21 protein-coding genes are annotated in these 21,826 nt (G+C 39.5%); 6 read left to right on the top strand and 15 right to left on the bottom strand.

Features of this window, described 5'->3' with window-relative positions; translation table 11 throughout:
• Nucleotides 1-41: 41 nt before the first annotated feature.
• The 3 genes from MUG87_RS16780 to MUG87_RS16770 all read right to left on the bottom strand — a co-directional run bounded on the left by MUG87_RS16780 (nt 42) and on the right by MUG87_RS16770 (nt 4,090).
• Nucleotides 42-1,055 carry a LacI family DNA-binding transcriptional regulator gene (locus MUG87_RS16780; RefSeq protein ID WP_247083677.1) on the bottom strand — a complete coding sequence of 338 codons (1,014 nt, stop codon included), beginning with the start codon at nt 1,053-1,055 and terminating at the stop codon, nt 42-44.
• 111 nt (nt 1,056-1,166) lie between these two features.
• A complete protein-coding gene (locus MUG87_RS16775; RefSeq protein ID WP_247083675.1) occupies nt 1,167-3,443 on the bottom strand; it encodes a YhgE/Pip domain-containing protein in 2,277 nt (758 codons plus the stop codon).
• Between the two features lie 74 nt (nt 3,444-3,517).
• Entirely contained in the window at nt 3,518-4,090 is a 573-nt protein-coding gene (locus tag MUG87_RS16770; RefSeq protein WP_247083674.1) for a TetR/AcrR family transcriptional regulator, read from the bottom strand.
• Nucleotides 4,091-4,282: 192 nt separating this feature from the next.
• Here MUG87_RS16770 and MUG87_RS16765 point away from each other — a divergent pair, with 192 nt between their 5' ends.
• Nucleotides 4,283-5,692 (top strand): cryptochrome/photolyase family protein, encoded by a 1,410-nt coding sequence (locus MUG87_RS16765; RefSeq protein WP_247083671.1) that lies wholly within the window; start codon nt 4,283-4,285, stop codon nt 5,690-5,692.
• 14 nt (nt 5,693-5,706) lie between these two features.
• On the opposite strand, the gene MUG87_RS16760 is transcribed toward MUG87_RS16765, so the two are convergent.
• The 9 genes from MUG87_RS16760 to MUG87_RS16720 all read right to left on the bottom strand — a co-directional run bounded on the left by MUG87_RS16760 (nt 5,707) and on the right by MUG87_RS16720 (nt 17,781).
• Nucleotides 5,707-8,028, bottom strand: a complete 2,322-nt coding sequence (locus MUG87_RS16760) for a DUF6359 domain-containing protein (RefSeq protein ID WP_247087748.1) — start codon at nt 8,026-8,028, stop codon at nt 5,707-5,709.
• A gap of 286 nt (nt 8,029-8,314) precedes the next feature.
• Nucleotides 8,315-9,106, bottom strand: a complete 792-nt coding sequence (locus MUG87_RS16755; protein ID WP_247083668.1) for an N-acetylmuramoyl-L-alanine amidase family protein — start codon at nt 9,104-9,106, stop codon at nt 8,315-8,317.
• 142 nt (nt 9,107-9,248) lie between these two features.
• Complete coding sequence (gene hemY, locus MUG87_RS16750; protein WP_247083665.1) at nt 9,249-10,655, bottom strand: protoporphyrinogen oxidase; 1,407 nt, start codon at nt 10,653-10,655, stop codon at nt 9,249-9,251.
• A gap of 22 nt (nt 10,656-10,677) precedes the next feature.
• Complete coding sequence (gene hemH, locus MUG87_RS16745) at nt 10,678-11,616, bottom strand: ferrochelatase (RefSeq protein ID WP_247083662.1); 939 nt, start codon at nt 11,614-11,616, stop codon at nt 10,678-10,680.
• A gap of 15 nt (nt 11,617-11,631) precedes the next feature.
• Nucleotides 11,632-12,672, bottom strand: a complete 1,041-nt coding sequence (gene hemE, locus MUG87_RS16740) for a uroporphyrinogen decarboxylase (protein ID WP_290429018.1) — start codon at nt 12,670-12,672, stop codon at nt 11,632-11,634.
• 212 nt (nt 12,673-12,884) lie between these two features.
• Nucleotides 12,885-14,996: a transglycosylase domain-containing protein gene (locus tag MUG87_RS16735; protein ID WP_247083656.1), complete on the bottom strand. Its 2,112-nt coding sequence runs from the start codon at nt 14,994-14,996 to the stop codon at nt 12,885-12,887.
• A gap of 122 nt (nt 14,997-15,118) precedes the next feature.
• Nucleotides 15,119-15,832 (bottom strand): EcsC family protein, encoded by a 714-nt coding sequence (locus MUG87_RS16730; protein ID WP_247083654.1) that lies wholly within the window; start codon nt 15,830-15,832, stop codon nt 15,119-15,121.
• Between the two features lie 4 nt (nt 15,833-15,836).
• The gene (locus MUG87_RS16725; RefSeq protein WP_247083652.1) at nt 15,837-17,045 is read right to left on the bottom strand and encodes an ABC transporter permease; all 1,209 of its coding nucleotides are present in this window, start codon (nt 17,043-17,045) and stop codon (nt 15,837-15,839) included.
• Nucleotides 17,032-17,781 (bottom strand): ABC transporter ATP-binding protein, encoded by a 750-nt coding sequence (locus MUG87_RS16720; RefSeq protein WP_247083650.1) that lies wholly within the window; start codon nt 17,779-17,781, stop codon nt 17,032-17,034. Before MUG87_RS16720 ends, MUG87_RS16725 begins: the two co-directional genes overlap by 14 nt.
• A 546-nt stretch (nt 17,782-18,327) precedes the next feature.
• Here MUG87_RS16720 and MUG87_RS16715 point away from each other — a divergent pair.
• The gene (locus MUG87_RS16715) at nt 18,328-18,759 is read left to right on the top strand and encodes an HIT family protein (protein ID WP_247083649.1); all 432 of its coding nucleotides are present in this window, start codon (nt 18,328-18,330) and stop codon (nt 18,757-18,759) included.
• On the opposite strand, the gene MUG87_RS16710 is transcribed toward MUG87_RS16715, so the two are convergent.
• A complete protein-coding gene (locus tag MUG87_RS16710) occupies nt 18,754-18,915 on the bottom strand; it encodes a hypothetical protein (protein WP_247083648.1) in 162 nt (53 codons plus the stop codon). The genes MUG87_RS16715 and MUG87_RS16710 overlap by 6 nt on opposite strands.
• A 71-nt stretch (nt 18,916-18,986) precedes the next feature.
• Here MUG87_RS16710 and MUG87_RS16705 point away from each other — a divergent pair, with 71 nt between their 5' ends.
• The 3 genes from MUG87_RS16705 to MUG87_RS16695 all read left to right on the top strand — a co-directional run bounded on the left by MUG87_RS16705 (nt 18,987) and on the right by MUG87_RS16695 (nt 20,407).
• On the top strand, nt 18,987-19,349 hold the full coding sequence (locus MUG87_RS16705) for a YtxH domain-containing protein (protein WP_247083647.1): 363 nt from the start codon (nt 18,987-18,989) through the stop codon (nt 19,347-19,349).
• A 135-nt stretch (nt 19,350-19,484) separates the two neighbouring features.
• A complete protein-coding gene (locus MUG87_RS16700) occupies nt 19,485-20,042 on the top strand; it encodes an HTH-type transcriptional regulator Hpr (protein WP_247083646.1) in 558 nt (185 codons plus the stop codon).
• A 173-nt stretch (nt 20,043-20,215) separates the two neighbouring features.
• Complete coding sequence (locus tag MUG87_RS16695; protein ID WP_247083644.1) at nt 20,216-20,407, top strand: hypothetical protein; 192 nt, start codon at nt 20,216-20,218, stop codon at nt 20,405-20,407.
• A gap of 65 nt (nt 20,408-20,472) precedes the next feature.
• Here MUG87_RS16695 and MUG87_RS16690 read toward each other — a convergent pair whose 3' ends face one another.
• The gene (locus MUG87_RS16690; RefSeq protein WP_124565272.1) at nt 20,473-20,559 is read right to left on the bottom strand and encodes a YjcZ family sporulation protein; all 87 of its coding nucleotides are present in this window, start codon (nt 20,557-20,559) and stop codon (nt 20,473-20,475) included.
• 109 nt (nt 20,560-20,668) lie between these two features.
• Complete coding sequence (locus MUG87_RS16685) at nt 20,669-20,770, bottom strand: YjcZ family sporulation protein (protein ID WP_247087746.1); 102 nt, start codon at nt 20,768-20,770, stop codon at nt 20,669-20,671.
• Nucleotides 20,771-20,971: 201 nt separating this feature from the next.
• On the opposite strand from MUG87_RS16685, the gene prsA reads away from it, so the two are divergent.
• Nucleotides 20,972-21,817: a peptidylprolyl isomerase PrsA gene (prsA, locus tag MUG87_RS16680; RefSeq protein ID WP_247083642.1), complete on the top strand. Its 846-nt coding sequence runs from the start codon at nt 20,972-20,974 to the stop codon at nt 21,815-21,817.
• The last annotated feature ends 9 nt before the right edge of the window (nt 21,818-21,826 follow it).

The raw sequence follows: 21,826 nt of genomic DNA, 5'->3' as shown, positions 1-21,826 counted from the left end.
TTGCACCAAAAAAGCATCGCGGCATATACCGCGATGCTTTTTCATGCTAACATCATCATATTTTTTACAGTCGATCCTTTTACAACGAGCTCTAAATCAAATTCGTATATTTCTTTGTGACGGTATCGTTTTGTGACAATCTTGTCCATTATCACTTCGATCACTTTATAAGCCATTTTATCTACAGGTTGACACACTGTTGTAATAGCAGGCTCGGTAATCTCAGAAAGCAACTGATTATCAAACCCTACAACCGCAAGTTGTTCCGGTACATGCCATAGATTACGCTTTGCTTCGGATATGATGCCGGCCGCCACCTCATCACCGCCAGCGAAAATAGCGGTTGGAATTTTGTTCATGTGTGAAATTGCATGAAACACACGGCGTCCATCTTCAATATCATATGCGTTTTCAATAAATTCTACAGACTCTACCTGTAGCTTATGTTCTGCTACTGCTCGTAAAAATCCCATTTTACGATGCTGTACAACCATACTTTGCTCACTACCACTACAGAACAACAAACGGCGATGTCCTTGCTCCAATAAATGCTTTGTAGCTTCGTAAGCGCCTTCAATTTGGTTAAACTTAACTGTTGGTATTTTTGCTTCTTCTGCATACTCATTACAAAGTACGATTGGGCCATGTTCTAGATAGGGTTCAACGTGCTCCCATTTATTTTGAAGTGAGCACAAGATGATACCGTCTACTTGTTTCGTAGCTAATAGCTGTAAATATTCCAGCTCTTTTTCCGGCAAATAACGCGTTTGACAAATAATAAGTTTATATTTGTATTCCGAAGCCGCCATCTCGAGCGACTCTATTAACTTACTGAAAAAGGGGTTCGTTACACGAGGCACTAAAACAGCAATTGTCTCTGCCCTTTGCTTACGAAGCCTCCGCGCAGCAGAATTCGGCACAAAACCGAGCGTATGCATCGCAACTGCAACCCTTTTCTTTTTATCATCCGATACGTATGGATGGTTGTTGATTACGCGTGATACGGTTGTTCGAGATAACCCCGCCAGCTTTGCAACGTCCTCAATTGTTGACACAAATTTCTCCCCCTTAACAATGTAAGCGTTTCCGTTTTACATTATATAGGAACAACGCGAAACTTTCAATGCATAAAAAGAAAAACGCCTGCAGAAACTGCAGGCGTTCACTTATTCAGCATCAGTAAATCGGCCAAAATAACGTTTATGAATAACTGTAAGTGTAGCGATGGTTCCAAGTGCCATCACACCAATATAAGCAGCTAAAATAGCAGCATTTTCCCACATAAATCCAAAATCACCGCTTGAAATAACAGCTTTAAAGCCTGAAACAGAATACGTCATTGGCAGCCAAGTATTGAACACTTGAAGAGCCTTTGGTACCAGCTCAATCGGGAATGTACCCGCACTTGTTGTTAATTGCAAGATTAATACAATGATTGCCATGAAGCGTCCTGCATCACTAAATGCTGTAACAAGAAACTGTACAAGCGCAATGAATGTTAAACTTGTTAAAATACTAAATAGTATGAAGTATGGTACACTTTTCACTTCAATATCAAGTCCAACAAACAAAATGAGATCTGCAACAAGCGCTTGAATAACACCTACACCTAGTAAAATACCAAACTTGCTAATAAACCAGCTGAAGCCACTTTTTGGTTCTCCTACTGTTTCACGAAGCGGGAACACAATAGAAAGAAGCAATGCACCTACAAACAAACCTAATGATAGGAAGTATGGTGTAAAGCCTGTTCCATAGTTCGGTACTTCCGCTACTTTTTCTGTTTTCACTTTAACAGGATCAGCAAACATATCATACGTGTTTTCATTCGTTTTTACTTCACCTGTTTCTTTCGCTGCATCGCCAAGCTTAGAAGCTAGCTCGTATTGTCCGTCTAAAATTTGCTTAGATCCATCCGCAAGCAGCGGCGCTCCATCTTTTAATCCGCCGAGCTTTTCTGTTAACTGACCAGACCCTGCCGCTAGCTGACCAGATCCTAATACAAGCTTATCTAATCCATCAGACAATTTTACCGCTCCATCCGCAAGTAACGGCGCTCCATCTTTTAACCCACCCAATTTTTCTGCCAATTGACCAGATCCGGCTGCTAGCTGATTAGAACCTGCTGCTAGTTTACCTAATCCATCAGATAACTTCGCTGCACCTTCAGCCAGCTGCGGCGCACCTTGGCTTAACACACCTAGCTTCTCAGTCAACTGACCAGATCCGGCTGCTAATTGGTTTGCACCTTGACTAATTGCTGTTGTCTTTTCCGCTAATGTCGCATTGCCCTCAGAAACAGTTTGAGCACCACCAATTACTTGCTTATTACCTTCAATTAATTGTTGTACTGCTTTTTGCATTTCTTCTTTATAAGGCTCAGGAAGTGCATTCATTTTTTGATTTAAAGCCTCTAAACCGGCTCCCACACTCTTTGCACCTTCTGCTGTTGCGGCTGCACCTTTGTTCAATTTCTCAGCACCTGCTTGCAATGCAGGCATTCCAGCTGCTAAATCTGATGCACCCTTTGTAATTGCCTGAGAACCTGCATACAGTTGCGGTGCCCCTTGGCTTACTTCTCCTAATTTGCTTGCAAGTGTTTGTGAACCAGCATAAAGTTCTGTCGCACCACCTGTTAGCTCACCTAATTTGTTCGTAATCGTTTGCGCACCATCATATAGCTTTGGCGCACCATCTTTGACTTCATTTAATTTATCCGTCAATGTTTGTGAACCATTATATAGCTGTGTTGCACCGCCTGTTAGCTCACCTAATTTGTTCGTAATTGTTTCTGCACCATTGTATAGCTTTGGTGCACCATCTTTGACTTCATTTAGTTTATCCGTTAATGTTTGTGAACCGTCGCGGAGCTTATTAGCACCCTCAGCCGCTTGTGCTAAGCCATCAGACACCTTTGTAATATCAGCAAATACCTTTTCTGCATATGTTTTGCTAACTGTATGCGCAACTTCCTGCTTTAACTTGTCGATAGCTGTACCACCGATTTGCGATGAAAGAAAGTTCAAGCTTTCATTTGGGATATATTCAAGCTGCAACTTCTCAGGGTTTGCATCCAGTAATGTTGTTGCATTATGTGAGAAGTTTTCTGGAATGCGTACAGTCATATAGTATTTGCGATCGTCCATCCCTTTTTTTGCTTCTGCTTCACTTACAAATTCCCACTTAAAATTATCATTGTCTTTCAATTCCTTTACAAGGTCATTACCTACCTGCAAGTTTTCACCGTCTTTTACAGCTCCTTCGTCCATATTCACAACGGCTACAGGTAGATCATTTAGCTGCTCATATGGATCCCAAAAGGCCCACAAGAACATCCCTGCATACAATACAGGAATAAATAATACACCTAGTAAAGGAATCAACAGCTTTTTGTTTTTAACAATCGCTAAGAACTCTTTCTTTAGCAGCGTTAATCCTCTCATTATTGTTTCTCCTCCTAATTATACATTTGACCATTTTGTTCATTTAGTCATTTTTCTCGCAAGAAGAAGGACCATCATTTTGATAATCCTTTCAGTAAATACAGCTCGAACAACTGTGCAATTTCTTCTTTTTCAAGCGGCTGACGTGTTCTTTCCCAGTCAAAAATGAGCGATATATACAAGCGAAGCATAACAAACGCTGTAATTTCAGGATCGCATTTTCTTATTTCGCCCTTAGCAATCGCCTTTTCTAAATAGGTACTGATATATGAGATAATCGCACTATCCAGTTTCCGCATCATTTCTTGTACTTCCGGGGTACCAATTTCTCTTTCCTCTTGTACAAGCTTAATCGTTAACTGGTGTTCTTTTCGAAATTCCAATATACGATATAATGTACGGTGAACATTTTCAAAAAACGTTCCTTCAGAGTCTATACATTCGTCTGCTACTGCTTTCATCTCTAAAATTAAATGTGAAATGATTTCGCCAAACAACTCTTCTTTGTTTTTAAAGAATGTATAGATGGTTCCTTTTCCGACATTTGCTAAGCGGGCTACATGATCCATTGTCGTTGCTTTGTAACCAAATGATGCAAAGGATTGTGTTGCCGCCTCTATCACAGCTCGCCTTCGGTCTATCGCCATCTTCTCACCTCGGAATGACCAAATGAACATTTCGGTCAGTTAGTATGTGTGTATACTATCACAGTCTTCTCGAGATGTGAAGTAAAATTATTTTCAAAAGCTAATATAAGTATCTTTACTAGACGATAAAATGAACAAAATATATAATTATTTTATACAATACCTATACAATATAACTGGAGAGAAAGTACCATGAAGCAACGAATTATTGTTTGGTTTCGAAAAGATTTTCGTTTATATGATAATCCAGCTTTATATCAAGCTGCCGCAGTAGGTAAAGTTTTACCGGTATATATTTATGATGAAGAATATGAAGGGGGCTGGCGTGCAGGAGGTGCCAGCAAATGGTGGCTTCATTCTGCCTTATATGATATAAAGGAACGCTTGGCAAAACTAAATATTCCCTTCATTATACAAAAGGGGAATTCACTTACTATTTTACGTAAAATAATTCGTGATACAAATGCCGATGCACTTTATTTGAATACACGCCATGAACCACATGCCTATCAACAAGATCAAGAAATTCTAACACAACTGAAGCAAGAAGAGATTGCATGTCGTACCTTTGAATCTCACCTTTTGCTTCCACCTAATACAGTTAGAAAGACAAATGGAGAGCCTTATAAAGTTTTTACACCGTACTATAAAACATTTTTGACACAGAATGTACCTGAACCCTTCCCAATTCCAAAACTAACAGCTTTCTCTTATGATGACACTCTAGAGATTGAAGATTTGCAATTGTTGCCGAAAGTAAACTGGATAGATGATATCGCAAAAAATTGGGAGCCTACTGAACGTGCTGCTTACGCTAAATTGCGAACATTTGCATCACATAAAATTTCCGATTATGAAAATGGTCGTGATTTCCCTGCTCATGCACTTCATTCTGCCATTTCACCTTATTTGGCATTCGGCCAACTTTCCCCTCGAGCAGCCTATCATTATATTGCGTCAAAACAAGAAGGACATGCATTTATACGTCAGCTCATTTGGCGAGAATTCGCTTATCATTTGTTACATCATTTCCCGCATACTGTAACAGAGCCTCTTAACGGAAGCTTCCAATATTTCCCTTGGTGTGACGATGAAGATTCTTTCGAAGCTTGGTCAAAAGGACGAACGGGATATCCACTTGTTGACGCAGGGATGCGAGAACTCTGGGCCACTGGATTTATGCATAATCGCGTACGCATGGTCGTTTCTTCGTTTTTAGTTAAGCATCTTTTACTTCCGTGGCAGAAAGGTGCTGCTTGGTTTTGGGACACTCTGGTTGATGCTGACTTAGCTAATAATACAATGGGATGGCAATGGGTGGCAGGTAGCGGAGCTGATGCTGCACCGTATTTCCGCATTTTCAATCCTGTAACACAGGGTGAGAAATTTGATGGTACAGGGGAATACGTGCGAAGATGGGTTCCTGAACTTCGCTCTTTACCCAACAAATATATTCATAGGCCTTGGGTCGCACCAAAAACCGTTCTGCACGAAGCGAATGTAATCCTCGGTATAACATATCCTTACCCTATTGTAGACCATACTGCTGCTCGTGCACGTGCGCTGCATGCATATGAAACGATGAAAAAATCCCTGTCCTAGGACAGGGATTTACTTTAGGATGCCTTGCGTACCTTTTTCAAATCGATTTGCGCCACAACCGGATCATGATCGCTAACCTTACCATGCTCATGCATAAACTCAGCATTGATATGAACAGGCTGCACCTTTGTATATAACGCCGCATTGTTCGTTACTAAAATATGATCTAACACTTGAGCATTGCCGTCATGAATATACGTATAGCGATTTTCAAGCGGTAATGTTTCCATCATGTTCGTCATAATATCGCCTTTTAATGTTTGAAGCGGCTTAGAAAATTGAAAGTCGTTCATATCTCCTGCTGCGATTATAACTGCATTTTTCTTTGTGTCTACAATATTTTTCATAAAGCGATTTACTTCTGCAGCCAGCTCTATCCGCTTTGGCTCACTGCCAAGTACTATTGGTTGAATTTTCCCAAATGGCGTTGCATCGCCAATTTTAGAGTTTAAATGATTGGAAATCACTACAAAGTTTTGTCCTTTAAATTGAAATTCGGCAGCTAGAGGCTTTCTTGTATCATCAAATAAAGGATTGCTCGTCCCAATTCTCATAGGGTTTTGCGGCAATAAATTTTTATGGTCAGCGGACTGAACAAACTGAACACGTGTTGGGTTATACAAGAAACCTACACGGATATTCGCACCTGGTGCGCCTCCGTCTTGATTATTTTCAGGCGCAATATCAACATATTTATATCCTGGACCTTTATTAGCGCGAATTGCATCAATTAGGCGCTTTGCACTTAAAGAAGCATCCGTTGTACCGTCGTTTACCGTTCCATTATTATCCTGCATTTCTTGTACAGCAATTATGTCAGGCATATTCAAATTATGAATAATCGCTGCAGCTAAGCCTTGTACCTTTTCATCAGAAGTTTGTTCGGGATTTGCAGAGAAGTTTTCAATATTAAATGTTGCTACTGTTACTTTATCAATAGCAGGCTTAATCGCTGAGCGTTCACGTTGCAAACCGCCGTCCTGCAATTCAGGCAACTGTCCTGTAGGAATGATACGATAATTACCGTAATCATAACCAACTACCCCTGTAATACTTCCTTTAAAAAAGTCTCCAGCCTTTGTAACAAATGCTCTTCCTGTCTTAATGGATAGGCGTTCTGGATTGTAATCACCCGCCGCAAGTATTGGTGTGCCCCCGCGTGTGCGTAGCTCAGAAGTACCCTTATCCATAGTCACAAAAACATCACCATATTTTTGCGGACCAGCTACTACCGCATTGCGAACTTCCACTAGCATACCTTCTAGACTCTCATAAAAGTCAATGGCATCTTCACTAGGATCAAAAACAGAAAACGAATCATTGTCTACTATCTCACTAGGAATACGTAAGCCATCCTTACCTAGAACAATTGCGCTCGGCAAAGCTATATTTGACTCTTTAACTGTTAAACGGCTTGCCTTGATCTGCGTACCCGCTAGGTCAGTTTTCATTTTATCTGAATAACCCGCACCGACATATTCATCCACTTCTCCGTCAACTGCAACAAGGTCTCCAGGTTTCACACCGGGCTGACGCTTGAATATGTAAATAGCTTCAGAAGTGGCCATATCTTCATCAGGTTTTATATCTTGCATGTAAAAACCGTTATTATCAACTACTGTTACAACGCCTTCGACATCAAATACATTTTTGTTCTCATATGGTGAGACATGGCTTGTACCTTGAATGTCGTGTATACGCACAGGTTTTTCATTTTTAAGTAAGAATGAAGCTGTTGCTATGTTAGAGTTTGCTAAACCTTCTTTTACCGCCATAGCCTTTACAACAACATCGCTACTAATTGTGAAAGGTGCTGTATACACGAGGCTTTGCATCGTTGGTGTCATGCCATCAAGTGTATAATAAATAGTGGCTCCTTCCGTAGATGTAGAAAGTGTAACCGTTGTACCTTTCTCTACTGTACCGCCGTTTGGATTGATTTGAACATCTTGTACTTTTTCTTGTTGCCCGCTCTCAAATTGATACGCCGTAACCGATTTTAAACCAGGACTACTGAAATATAATTCAAGCGTGCCTGTTAAACGAACCTTTTTCCCCACATACTCAGGATGATCTTTTACATTTACCGCTTTTCGTACATCACCTGGTGGCAGCTGAACAGGCATAATCTTTGCAGGATCTATTTCCCCCGGGGCATCTGCAATTGCGATGTTTGTGTCTGCAAATTTTGCCGGGTCATTTGTATATTTAGAAGGGCTTGTAGTGTATCCAATAATATACCCTTCCACAACTGCATTTACTTTGCCTGTGTTTTTAAATGCCTCAATTGCTTCTTTAACCGTCAAAACTGTTTCCGCTTTAATACTTGGAACCATAAGCGGAAAAACTAAAAGCACTGCGAACAAGACTAAGAAAAACTTTTTCAAATCCGCTTCCTCCTCAAATTTACGTTCGCCGTTTTTTTCCGGCCTTTCTATCATACCATTCTTTTCTTATCTACAAAGTTATTTATTATAAATTTACGAAATTTTAAAAAATAAATATTATAGGTTGAGAGAGCTTGATTTTAATTACCGCAATAAGACTTTGTATTTCTATATAATATTTATTACAAAGGCATTATGTAGAGAAAAAACTGCCCCTGCAGTTTTTTCCTTTTTCTTATCGCCAAACAGCTGCTTCTCCCGGCGTCTTCAACACATTAGAATAACCGTTCTTGTCCAAGAAATTTTTACAGTCATTAAAGTTAGGTTGAAGTATGTCAAACGGCCCAATCAAGAAGATGATAGACCCATCACTCCCGCGCTTTACATCAAAGTTGTGCCCAGTTTGAAACAAGTAATCGTGTATTTGTCCTAAACCTGGCCCTGCATGTCCACCAGTATAAATATAGCGAATTTCTGAGACCTTCTTTTGCAAACCAAAATACGCTGCAATTCCTTCCGCATGCGCCCGGGCTACACCAATTAAAAAATTAATATCTTCAAATTTTAAGATTTCTATATTATCCACGAATAAGTTTTCTGTCAATAAAGCAATCATATTCGTCTCACGAAGTACTGCATAATTTGCAATTTTTTTACCGCGATCTACAACACTGTGCTGTCTATAAAACGCCATTACCGCATCGTGTACTGTATTTTGTAAAGATGTTGTTCGTGAATCAGAAGCACCAGTATAACGATATGATTCAAATCCCCTTCCACCACCGCTGTTACAGTGAATAGATATAAATGCATCTGCGCCCCAAGTATTTGCGCGATTCGCACGCTCGCTTAGTGACACAAATGTGTCATCCTGTCTCGTCATCCCTGTGTCTACGCCATATTCTAGAACAAGTATCTTATTCAACTGTCTAGCAATTTCCACAACAATTTCTTTTTCCTGTAATCCATTCCCGGTGGCACCGGAATCTTGTCCACCATGACCTGCGTCAATCCAAACTTTAACCATTAACGATCTCCTCCTACTTTCTGTTTGTGATATTATATGTTACTCCCTTAGAATTGGTTGCAAGCATTATCTCCTAATCTATATATGTATACAGACCACAAAAGAAGCAATGAAATATAAAAAGCCCCTCAAGAGGGGCTTTTTATATGACTTTTATTATCTGATGATTCAATACATGGTTTATGACATGTGCTGCAGCTTGTTCACCTTGATCAATACAATCAGGTAATCCTGCACCACCATAAGAGCTACCAGCTAAATATACACCTGGGAGTTCTTTGCTCATAAATTCCCTAACCTTTTGTAAACGTTGCTTATGTCCGACTGTGTATTGCGGCATTGCTTCCTGCCAACGACTTACAACAGCGAATTCCGGTTCCTGATCAATATCCATTGTTTTCTCTAAATCTTGTAGCACAATGTCGGTTAACTCTTTGTCCGATTTGGTCACAATATCTTCATCGCCCGGCTTCCCAACATAACAGCGCAGTAATACTTTCCCTTCTGGTGTTGTATGTGGCCACTTTTTATGGGTCCATGTACAAGCGGTAATGGAAAAGTCACTATTACGTGATACGACAAACCCCGTTCCGTTGATATCACGTTTAATCGCTGTAGCGGGGAAGGCAAGCGCTACGTTAGCAACGGTAGTCGAAGGAATCGCTTTAAATTGACGAAACTCATTATATTGTGGAAACAAATTTGGTAGCATTTTATGAGACGAAGCAACAACAATCGCACTCGCTTCTATCTCCTTGCCGTTACTTAGTAATACGCGGTACTGTTCCCCATTCTTCGTAATACGTTCTACACGCGTCCCTGTTAATACTGTCCCTGGCTGTAAACGAGATTCGAGTGCTTCAACTAAAGTACCTAGACCACCTGTTATTGTTTGAAAAATCCCTTTGGTACCTGGTGGTTTTTTGGGTGCAATTGTTTTCATACCAAGGACAATACTTCGATATTTTTGCTCAACTTGATAAAATTGAGGGAACGTAGACATAAGACTCATTTTATCGATATCTCCGGCATAAATACCAGATAAAAGTGGTTCAATTAAGTTTTCCACAACTTCATTGCCAAGACGACGGCGAAAAAAAGCACCTAGCGATTGATCTTCTGCCTGTTTGGAACGAGGCAATATAAAGTCAAAACCAGCTCTTAGTTTTCCAACAGGAGAAAATAGACCAGAAACAAGAAAAGGTGTAATTTGCGTAGGTATTCCCATCATAGAGCCTTCCGGAATACCGTGCAACTTGTTGTTAACAAGCACGTAGGATTTTCCTGCTGTATTGTTAACCAGATGCTCGCCAAGTCCCAATTCTTGTGCCAAACGTCCTGCGCTCACTTTCCTCTCTAAAAAGGAGTCCGGACCTCTTTCGATTGTGAACCCATCACGATATACGGTTTGAATTTTGCCACCCAGATGTCCTGCAGCTTCAATCAAGACTGTATCTATTGCCGATCCTTTTGCTTTCATTTCCTGCTGCAATCGATATATCGTCGTCAAACCGGTTATACCGCCGCCAATAATTACAACCTTTTCCACATGCAACGCCTCCTGCCCTGTACTACTCTGCAACGTGAATTGCTTTCTTTATCACTGTATCTGCTAAGCACGAAATGAATTCTGGCTTTGCGTTCGGCATTTCAGGTCGATAATAGCTAGCACCAATTCGATCTGTTACAACCTTACACTCAATATCGTTGTCATACAACACCTCTAAATGATCAGCTACAAAGCCGACAGGAATGTATACAAACGCTTTATAACCATATTTCTCATGTAAATCAGCTGTCAAGTCCTGCACATCAGGTCCAATCCACGGATCAGGTGTATTGCCGGCACTTTGCCAGCCAACTTCATATGCTGTAATCCCTGCAGCTTCTGCAATTAACTTTGCTGTTTCTGCAAGTTGCTCAGGATACGGATCGCCTTGTGCAATAATTTTTTCTGGCAAGCTATGTGCAGACACAATAAGTACCGCTTGTTCACGTTCTTCCGGAGGCATACTTGCATATGTGTCCTTTACTTGCTGTGCCCAATATGCGATAAATTTAGGCTCTTTATACCAGCTTTCAATATCATAAATAACTGGGCCATCGATTTTTTCTGATTCTTCTTTCGCTCGTCCATTGTAAGATTTTACACTAAATGTAGAATAATGAGGCGCTAACACGATACTTACAGCCTCTGTAATGCCATCTTCTTTCATTTGCTGTACCGCATCTTCAACAAACGGCTCAATATGCTTTAAACCAAGATACATTTTAAATTCAATATGATCTTGCATCTTATTCAATTGCTTTTCTAGCGCATGCGCTTGCTCCAGTGTGATTTTTGCAAGGGGTGAAATACCACCGATTGCACGATATCTTTCTGTTAATTCCTCTAACATCTCAGGGCTAGGCTTTCTGCCTCTGCGAATATGTGTGTAATAACGTTCAATATCTTCTTCTTTATAAGGTGTGCCATACGCCATGACAAGTAAGCCCATTTTCTTTTTCATGTTGTTCCTCCTTGCTTATCGCAATTGTCCCGCAGAATATTCATGAACAAATGCTGTTAACCTTCTCAGCGTGTCGGGGTTTACTTCTGGGAACACGCCATGTCCTAAATTGAACACGTAGCCAGGCTGCTTCATTCCCTGATCTAAAATGGCTTTCGCGCGCACTTCAATCTCTTCCCATGGACATAATAAAATAGCTGGATCCAGGTTTCCTTGCACTGCTTTATGAATACCTCTCGCTCTCGCTTCTTCAATTGGCAAACGCCAATCAAGCCCTACTACGTCAAGAGGCAAATCATGCCACTCATTTGCTAGATGGCTTGCACCAACACCAAACATAATAAGAGGCACATTAAGCTCACGAAGCTCTGTAAAAATGCGCTCCATTGTCGGCTTAATATATAAACGATAGTCCGTTACATTTAAAGCTCCTACCCATGAATCAAAAATTTGTACGGCTTTTGCCCCCGCTGCGACTTGTGCCTTCACATATGAAATTGTCATATCAGCAAGCTTTTCCATCAGGGCGTACCATGCTTTCGCCTCTGCATACATAAAGGATTTTGTTTTGTTATAGTTGCGCGACGGTCCGCCTTCAATCATATAGCTTGCTAATGTAAATGGCGCTCCTGCAAAACCGATAAGTGGTACAGACAGCATTTCTTTCGTTAATAGACGAATTGTCTCTAATACATAAGGTACATCTTGCTCGGGATAAATTTCTCCCAGTTTCTCTACATCCTGTAAGGATCTGATAGGATTTGCAATAACCGGACCAATGCCAGCTTTAATATCAACATCGACACCAATAGATGGAAGCGGTGACATAATATCTTTATACAAAATGGCCGCATCAACGTTATATTGCTCCACTGGCAACTTGGTCACATATGCACAAAGCTCCGGCTGATGCGTAATTTCAAACAACGAATATTTCTCTTTTATTTTACGGTACTCCGGCTGCGACCTTCCAGCCTGCCTCATATACCAAACCGGTACATAATCTGTTCGTTCTCCCCTACAAGCTCTTAAAAACGTATCATTAAATTGTACCAAAAACCCCAAACTCCCTTCCTGTGCAAATGTCTACATGGCTGTCACAGTAAATATCTTATTTTACTATACCTTCTTGCACTCTAAATTGCACAAACAAATATCCATGTTCATTAAATTGCCACTTTTTATGCTCAAATTTCGCCACAAAACGTATTTTGAACAAACATACACCCTATTTTCACAAAATTCATTATAACATAAATTTGTTATATTCAACGCTTCTTCACTTTTGTTTTTTCCCCTTCCTGCTTTGTTTGCGGATTGTACGGAACTACATAAAAAGTAGGGGGAGAAAACACATTAATACGTTTCACATCATAAAAGCCTTTTCCCGTAACAGTAGCAATTGGTTGCGAGCTCCCCTCTTTGTAAATGCGATATTGCACACGCTTATCCAAAAGGGGATTCCATGTGAGATTGGCTGTAAATAAGCCAAATGGTGTAAATATTACTCGCATTTGCACCTCTTTTAAAGGAGCCATTCGAATTGGATCTCCAATTTGCTTCACACCATCTGGCTTTTCAAATGAAGCGAAGGCTTCGGCTTCTGTATTCATTAAAATTTTTTTAAATAGTGATGTGGGATAGCTGCTGCCTCCTTTTATATAGTGGGAAGCATCGGTTCGATCATATCCCATCCAAACCGCACCAACAACGCTCGGGGTAAATCCGACAAACCAAGCATCTCTGGCCCCTTCTTCTTGCCCGGAAATGGAAGTTGTCCCTGTTTTTCCTGCCAATGCACCATCATAGCGACCAACTTTGGCGGTTCCTTCTTTTACTACTGCCTCCAGCATTCTTGTCATATACCATGCCGTTTGTTCAGAAAACAATTTCTTTTCTTCATAGTGCGCCTCTGCAATCGCTTCACCTTTTTGATTTAAAATTTTGCGAATGACGTGAGGCTGTACAATACGTCCTTTAGCCCCGAAAGCTCTATACATTTTCACCAAATCAATCGGTGAAACACCTTCCTTTAGGCCGCCAAGCGCAGCACTCAATCCGTCCACTTCTATTGAAACATCCGCAAGTTCTAAATATTTTTTCCCTGTACCAAGACCAATCTCATTTAATAGCCATACAGCAGGTACGTTTGCAGAATCTTTCACTGCATCATACATTGTAATTTCCTTTGAATAGCGATTATTATAATTGCGGGGCAGATATCCGTTAAAATTCTGTTTTTCATTAGTAAGTAAGGAATATGGCCTATATTTTTTTGTCTCCAGCGCAGGCCCGTAAACTAAAAGAGGCTTAATTGTTGAACCTGGTTGCCTTTTTTGATACACGCGATTCCAGCCGCGTGGCACATACTTCCTTCCCCCTAACGCTGCCTGGATGGCACCAGTTTTGCTGTCCATTAATACAAGAGCTCCCTCGACATCAGAACTTTGTTTTGGAAAATTATTTTTATCTTGGAATAAATCGTATGCTTTTTGTTGCAGGTCTTTATCCAAGCCCACAACAAACGTGTATCCACCTCTTAATACTTCTTCATACGATAGATGGTATACATCTGCAGCCTCTTGAAACACCATATCTATGTAAGGCAAAAAAGGTTGCTCATCTTTTTTATTAGCCAAACGAAGTGCTAATGTTCGCCCTTGATAGCGAATAACTTCTTCGGCTGATAACCATCCCGTTTTATTCATTTGTGCGAGCACTAAGTTACGACGATCCTTGCTTTCTTGTGGGTGCAAAATAGGAGAGTACATACCCGGTGCTTTCATAAGCCCTGCTAAAAGCGCTCCCTCTGCCACATCCAGTTCAGCCGGTTGCTTTTGAAAGTAAAATAGGGAAGCTGCCTTAATACCGTATACACCATGACCGAAATACACTTGATTCATGTATAGCTCTAAAATCTGCTTTTTTGTGTATCGTCTTTCTAAATTCATAGCAATTGCAAGTTCCTTAAGCTTACGAGACCATGTTTTTTCATTGGTTAGAAACACATTTTTGGCAACCTGTTGCGTAATTGTGCTTCCTCCTTCTACTTTTTCACCAGCACGTATATTTCGATAAAAAGCACGTATAAGAGCTGTTCCGTCCATTCCGTGATGCTGATAAAAGCGTTCATCTTCTATTGCTAGGAATGCATGCTGTACATGAACAGGTACATCTTCAAGCAAAATTGGTTCCCGATTTTGTGTATACATTTTTGTAATTTCATTTCCCTCTTCATCTACAATACGGGACGTGGATTGTAACACAAGTTTGCTTTCATCTATAGCATAATTACCGAATAAAATCATGACAAAGTATCCAATACATGCTGTAACAAACATGAATGCAGCAACACCGATTATCCTCCAGCCTTTTTTCAATGCAGTTACCTCATTTCCACAATATAATTACCCCTTAGTATTCATCATTTGTTTTCCTTTATGTACCAAAACGACAGAGTTAGACATTTCCTGAGAAATAAAATGAGCCTGCATCAGCAGACTCATCCTTTATGCTCATTCAGCCATCTCATTTGATAGCATTTTATCGTAATATCACCAAGGCGCTGTAGCAGATTGTAATTTGCATAAGCGCCCACCGGTGCACCAATAAACGGAACAAGCTGTAGCATTTTTACAAAATCGATATAATCACGATACTCCTGCTGAAACTTACGCCAATCCATGTGTCGCCCTTTTTCTTCTTCCCAATTCTCTACAATAGAAAAGATATCGCGGCGATGCTCATCACTTGAAAAGGCCAACTGAAAGATATGTAACAAAAATAACCGTTCCTCTTCTTTACTTGTATCATATCCGTACAGCGTTGCTGCATCAAACAGAAATTTAATTTTAATCGTGAGTAATAAAGGAAAATCAGCTAACCCAAGCAGAATGCCTCCCGCTCCGGTACCAGCTCCCTCTACTGCTGCGATTCTTTTATAATCTTCTATCTTCTTTTTAACGCGTTCGTCCCGCTCTTGTAAGGTCAAAGTTTTATTTTTAAGGACTGGCTGAATAAAATCAGTACCGACGACAATTCCTTGTACCATTTTCTTCATCGTTTCTGTAATAATGGCATGCGCTTTTTCTGGAATCAATTCCTGCACCTTTGTCTGTACCTTTTTAGAAAAACGATTTACAAGTGAAGACTCTTTCAGCATCGCTTTCTTCCAGGTAGCAAGGTCGTGCATAACTTGTTGTTCATATGCGTTCATTTTATCACCTCTGTATTTTGCGCTTACCATATATGTACGTAAACCAGAGAGCCACTGCAATATTGCCGATTGTCAGTGCTCCTGTCATAATCCAGTGCTTTGTGGAAATCGCAAAAACAATGATGAGTACGGTAGCGGCTACAAGTAACAGTATAAAGAGAACACGTAAAAAGGATTGCTTTTTCATTACTTCAGGTACAGGATATAGCCCCACCCATAGCTTTAAACTATGCTGTCTCCAAAGGCTTAATGCTTGATAACCTAACAAGTACAGAAATAAACCACTGAGCAGCATCCGCCCGTATAAAGACGGTACTATATATACAAGAATAGCTCCTAACGAAAGCAAGCGTACATATATACCTAGATAATTTCCTGACCGTAGAAAAGTTCGTGTGTACAAGAACGTGTATGTACTTCTTTGCTGAAATGGAACCATATTTGCAACAAAGTCCAACCAAGGACGGCGACGTACTTGCTCTTTTAACGCAGGAACATCTGTAAACATGTTGGCAATGCGATAAAATAAGAGCATACGTCGATTTTCCTCTTCAATTAAATACTCCCAGTGCAGTCCTTTGCCTTTTTGCTTTCTTTGCAGCAAAAGCAAATACAGTACCATTGTTGCTACAATCGCTCCCACGATAAAAATTGAATCATGCACAGCGGCAAAAAACATTAATAAAAAGTTGAAGAAAAATCGAATCACACGGTCAAAGCGTCTTACATTATGATTCATATCAAAGGAACTTTTCCAATACCCCATTAGGTTCCAAAGTTTCGCAAGAACTGCAAGCAATAACAATACAAGATAGCTTTGAACGTTTCCTAGCGTTTTCGTATATAACGGTGCAAATACGGCAAAAAACAAAGAAAGAACATATAGCTGCATCACATAAGAATAGCGAAAAGCTTTCTGTATATAGATACCAAGTTTCTCTTCAACCTGAAGTAAAAATACGAGATCGGCCGGCTTAAATAATGTTTGAACAGATCCTGCTGTCAGCACAAGAGAAAGTACAAGCGCTATGATAAATGCTGCAGGAAAGTCTGGAGATAAGGTATGTAACCATTCTCTGTAATAATACGTGCCAAGACCAAGGCCAAATACAAGAGCAATACTAATATGATCATTAAAAATGTAACGGCTATACGTTCGAATATTGGCAAGAAACAATGTGAACCTTTGCTTCCATAGCTCATTCGTGTTCATAGTCATCGTCCTTTGTGAGCGCAATATAGATATCATCCAATGTAGCACTTGGCATAGAGAATTGAAGACGCAGCTCTTCTAAGGTTCCTTTTGCTCGTACCTGCCCATGATGCAAAATAACAAACGAATCACAATAGCGCTCTGCGGTAGCTAAAATATGGGTACTCATTAAAATACCCGCACCACTTTTTTTCGCTTTATCCATCATTTGCAACAAAGATTGAATCCCAAGCGGATCTAGTCCCAAAAACGGCTCGTCCACAATGTATAAGGAAGGTTGCACCAAAAAAGCGCACATAATCATTACCTTTTGCTTCATCCCTTTGGAAAAGTGGGAAGGAAACCACTTTAAACGATTTGTCATGCGAAATTCTTTTAAAAGTGCTGGAACTCTTTCCTTATATATCTCCTCTGATAAACCGTAAGCCATAGCCGTTAGTTGTAAATGCTCCTCAAGTGTTAACTCTTCGTATAGAACGGGCGTTTCTGGTATATAGGTAAAACTGGCTCGATACGCGGTAGGATCTTCTGCAAATGTTTTTCCACCAATTGCAATCTTTCCCTTCCTTGGCTCCATCAGCCCAATGATATGCTTAATGGTTGTACTTTTTCCCGCTCCGTTTAATCCAATAAGTCCCACTAATTCACCAGAAGCGATGGAAAACGACACGTCCTGTAGCACCGGCCGCTTCGTATATCCTCCCGTAATACCTTCTATGCGTAATAATGTATCCATAAATCCCCCTCCTCTGAAGCAATATATGTCCATCTTACCAAAAAAACTAACTAGAATGCACATTTGAAAAAACGGTATTTTTTTTGCTGATAAAAGTTTTTATAAAACAGCTGCATACCCTTTGCAATTGTGGACATGATAATTAGTGAGGAAGGGCGATATTGAAAAACACAAGCCGAGCAAATGATCACATATAGGAATCATTTTGAAACGGGGTGTCGATTAAAGACCAAGTAAGAGAAACGTAGCATTTTGTTGAAAATGAGGTGTTTGTCGGAGAGTAGAGATATCTGTTTCTCTAACAGCAATTCATGATTGGAAAAGGCATATACTTCAACCGTAAATGGGGTGTCTCGAGCAGAGCAGAGAAGTGAAAATGCGCAAATTTTTCCTAACAAATGAGGTGTCTCCTAAAGGTATAATACGATAAGTTTTTCAATACACCTTTCTCATGGGACAGGAAGCGTTTCGCTTCCTGTTTTTCTGTTGTATATCACGTAAATATGATAAAATACGCCTAAGAATATGTAAGAAAGGGTGATTGACATGCATCATTCAGAAAATTGCTTGTTCTGCAAAATTACTACAGGTACCATTCCAAGCGCTAAAGTATATGAAGATGAACACGTGTATGCATTTTTAGACATTAGCCAAGTAACAAAGGGACACACCCTCGTTGTACCCAAAATACATAAAGAAAATATCTTTGAACTTACGTCAGACATAGCTGCCAACACTTTCGCTGCCGTTCCAAAAATTGCAGAAGCCATAAAAAAGGAGTTCAACCCAATTGGATTGAACTTATTGAACAACAACGGAGAAGATGCTGGGCAAACGATTTTTCACTTTCATATCCATATCATCCCGCGTTACAGCAAAAATGATGGATTTGATGCAACATGGAAATCAAATGCGGATGATTACACTTCAGCTGATTTACAACAAATCGCTGCTTCCATTGCACGCAACTTTTCATAATAAGAATGCAAGAATTAATAATACAAGCGCAAGACTAACATGAAACCTTGCTTTTCGTTTCCGTACAAGCGGTGGTGGATACATACTTTTTTCTGATAAAAGTAAGCCTGCGCGAATGAAACAATACGCACTCACTATAAGCAACAGGAACAACATGGATCATCCCTCCTACTCTACACATATGCATGTTGTCCCTTATTCATGAAAAAATTATCAGGAGGTATTATATGTCAAAAGCAACAGCATTTTTTACAGGTCTAATCGTTGGAGGTGCGGCAGCAGGAATCGCTGTTTTATGCGCTGCTCCTTCTTCTGGAAAAGATTTTCGTAAAAAAGTAAAACAAAAAAGCACTCTTGCCAAACAGTCTCTAGGTGACCTAAAGGGTCAATCATTGCTATTAAAAGATCAAATCATACAAGTTGCTTCTGAAAGTAAGGTTGTGTTTAATGACCTAAAAGAAGATATGCAACATGCATTTTCGACTTGGCAGCAGGAAATCAAGCCTAATAAAGAGAATATTGAACAAGAGTTGAAGGAAATTCAAATGTCATTGCAACAACTACAAAACGCAGTACCGCCTAAGGAATAGTAAAAAAGCCAGGATTTACAAATCCTGGCTTAAACAAAAAATTTTAACAATTCTAACAAAAGTTCTTTATTAATTTTTATTTTACTGGCATAATAGATAATAATGAAGTAGATTGAGAGAAAAGCAGGTGAGTTAATGAAAAACGGGGAGAAGAGTTACTCAGTAAAAGAAGCTATGATTTTTAGTCAGCGCATAGCACAATTATCAAAAGCTTTATGGAAATGCGTAGAAAAAGATTGGCAACAATGGATTAAGCCGTATGACCTGAATATTAATGAACACCACATTCTTTGGATTGCGTATCACCTCAAAGGAGCCTCTATTTCTGAGATTGCTAAGTTTGGTGTGATGCATGTTTCCACAGCATTCAACTTTTCTAAAAAACTAGAAGAGAGAGGTTTGCTAATTTTTTCAAAAAAAGAGGATGACAAGCGCAACACATACATTGAAATTACTGAAAGCGGCGAACAATTGTTACTAACGCTTATGGAGCAGTACGATCCTGAAAAGAATTCTGTTTTCAACGGGGCGCTCGCACTTCGTGATTTTTATGGTAAATTTCCAGAAAATATTGAATTAATGGCGATTCTGAGAAATATATATGGTCAAGATTTCATCGATATTTTTGAAAAGTCATTAGACAATATTGAAGATAACTTTACTGAACAAGACAAAAAGCTCATCAAAAAATAATATTATTGCACTTATAGTTTATTTACTCCTTTAATGGAAGCGCTTTTTTGTACTGTAAGAAGCGGTATTCTCCGCTTTTTACGATTCAAACACCTTTGTTCAGGCCTTCATAATATTAAACCTCCTATATACGACTCCCTTTCATGCTGACTAAAACCAAAGGAGGTGTTTTCTTGCTTATTTTATTTGCACTATTCGCATGCTTCATTCTGTTTTATATAAACGTATTGACGCATCATCTTTGTGTACGCAAAGCAATCACACCTACCCGCGCCATTCGTTTATTTCGTGTCATCAATATCTGTGTTACCATTTTACTAATATCCGCTTATGTAAGGGTGTTTGTAGCAATTCATCTTATCTAATGTAAACATACATAAAAAACATCGGCCGCATCTTGGCCGATGTTTTATGTTTTGTACATTTACAATTAGTACAACCAAGCAGCACCTACGATGATCAACAAAATGAACAATACAACCACCAATGCAAAACCGTTGTAGTATCCTCCGCTCATGCTTCACACCTCCTTGTTCATATAAATCCGCTACAGCGAATTCATATTGAAGTATGATATTGTATGCGCTTGTCGCTATAATGGATTAGGTATTTACCCAGAATTTCAATTAATACATATAAATACATCCAACAATAATCAAAAGAATAAATAAAATAAGCAATATAACAAAGCCGTTATTAAAATCCATAGATACCCCTCCTTTGTTTATCTGCGGTATCATATGAGAAGAAACACTCTTTTGCCCATAAAGATTAAAACTTTACATATATCCCCTAAATTTGCAAACAAAACTGACAAATGTTGCGCTTTTTCTTTTATTTATGCGATAATAGGCGAAGGAGGTCTACAACTCAGAGTCTCTTTTCTGATTGGACCATACTGTAAAAATACATAAAGTAGGAGTGTTAACATGAAGAAAGCAATAATTGCACTGGCAGCTTCGAGCGTATTTGCTCTTTCGGCTTGCGGCTCTTCCGATACAATCGTGAAGTCAAGCTCCGGAAACGTAACAAAGGAAGAGTTTTACGATGCAATGAAGGAGCGTGCTGGACAAGGTGTCCTGAAGCAATTAGTTATTGAGAAAGTGTTTACAAAGAAGTATAAAGTAAGTGAAAAAGATGTGGACAAAGAGTACGAAGATGCAAAGAAGCAATACGGAGATCAATTTAAAGAATTGCTAAAACAAAGCGGCATGACAGAGGATTCCTTTAAAAAGCAAATTCGCTCTAGTCTTGCTTTGAAAAAAGCAGTTGCTTCAAGCTTGACTGATAAAGAATTAAAAGAGCATTATAAGCCTGAAATTAAAGCAAGTCACATTCTTGTAAAAGATGAAGAAACAGCGAAAAAAGTAAAAGATCTTTTAGCACAAGGACAATCATTTGAAGAGTTAGCAAAGCAATATTCTGAAGATAAAGGTTCAGGTGAAAAAGGTGGGGACTTGGATTATTTCGGTCCTGGACAAATGGTTCCTGAATTTGAAGAAGCTGCTTATAAGCTGAAAAAAGGTGAAATCAGTGAGCCCGTAAAGTCACAATACGGCTACCATATCATCAAGGTAACTGATATTAAAGAACTAAAGTCATTTGAAGAAGAAAAGTCTAAGATTAAAGATAAGCTTGTCGAAGAAAAAATGCAGGATTCTGCATTCATGAATGAGCTTGTTGATAAAGAACTGAAAAAAGCAAACGTAAAAATTGAGGACAAAGACTTAAAAGACGCTTTAAAACCAGCCCCACAACCTGCTGGACAACAATAAAACGAAAAA

The organism is Ectobacillus sp. JY-23 (genome assembly GCF_023022965.1).
Lineage (GTDB): Bacteria > Bacillota > Bacilli > Bacillales > Bacillaceae_G > Ectobacillus.
This window is presented reverse-complemented; position numbering and strand designations above follow the sequence as displayed.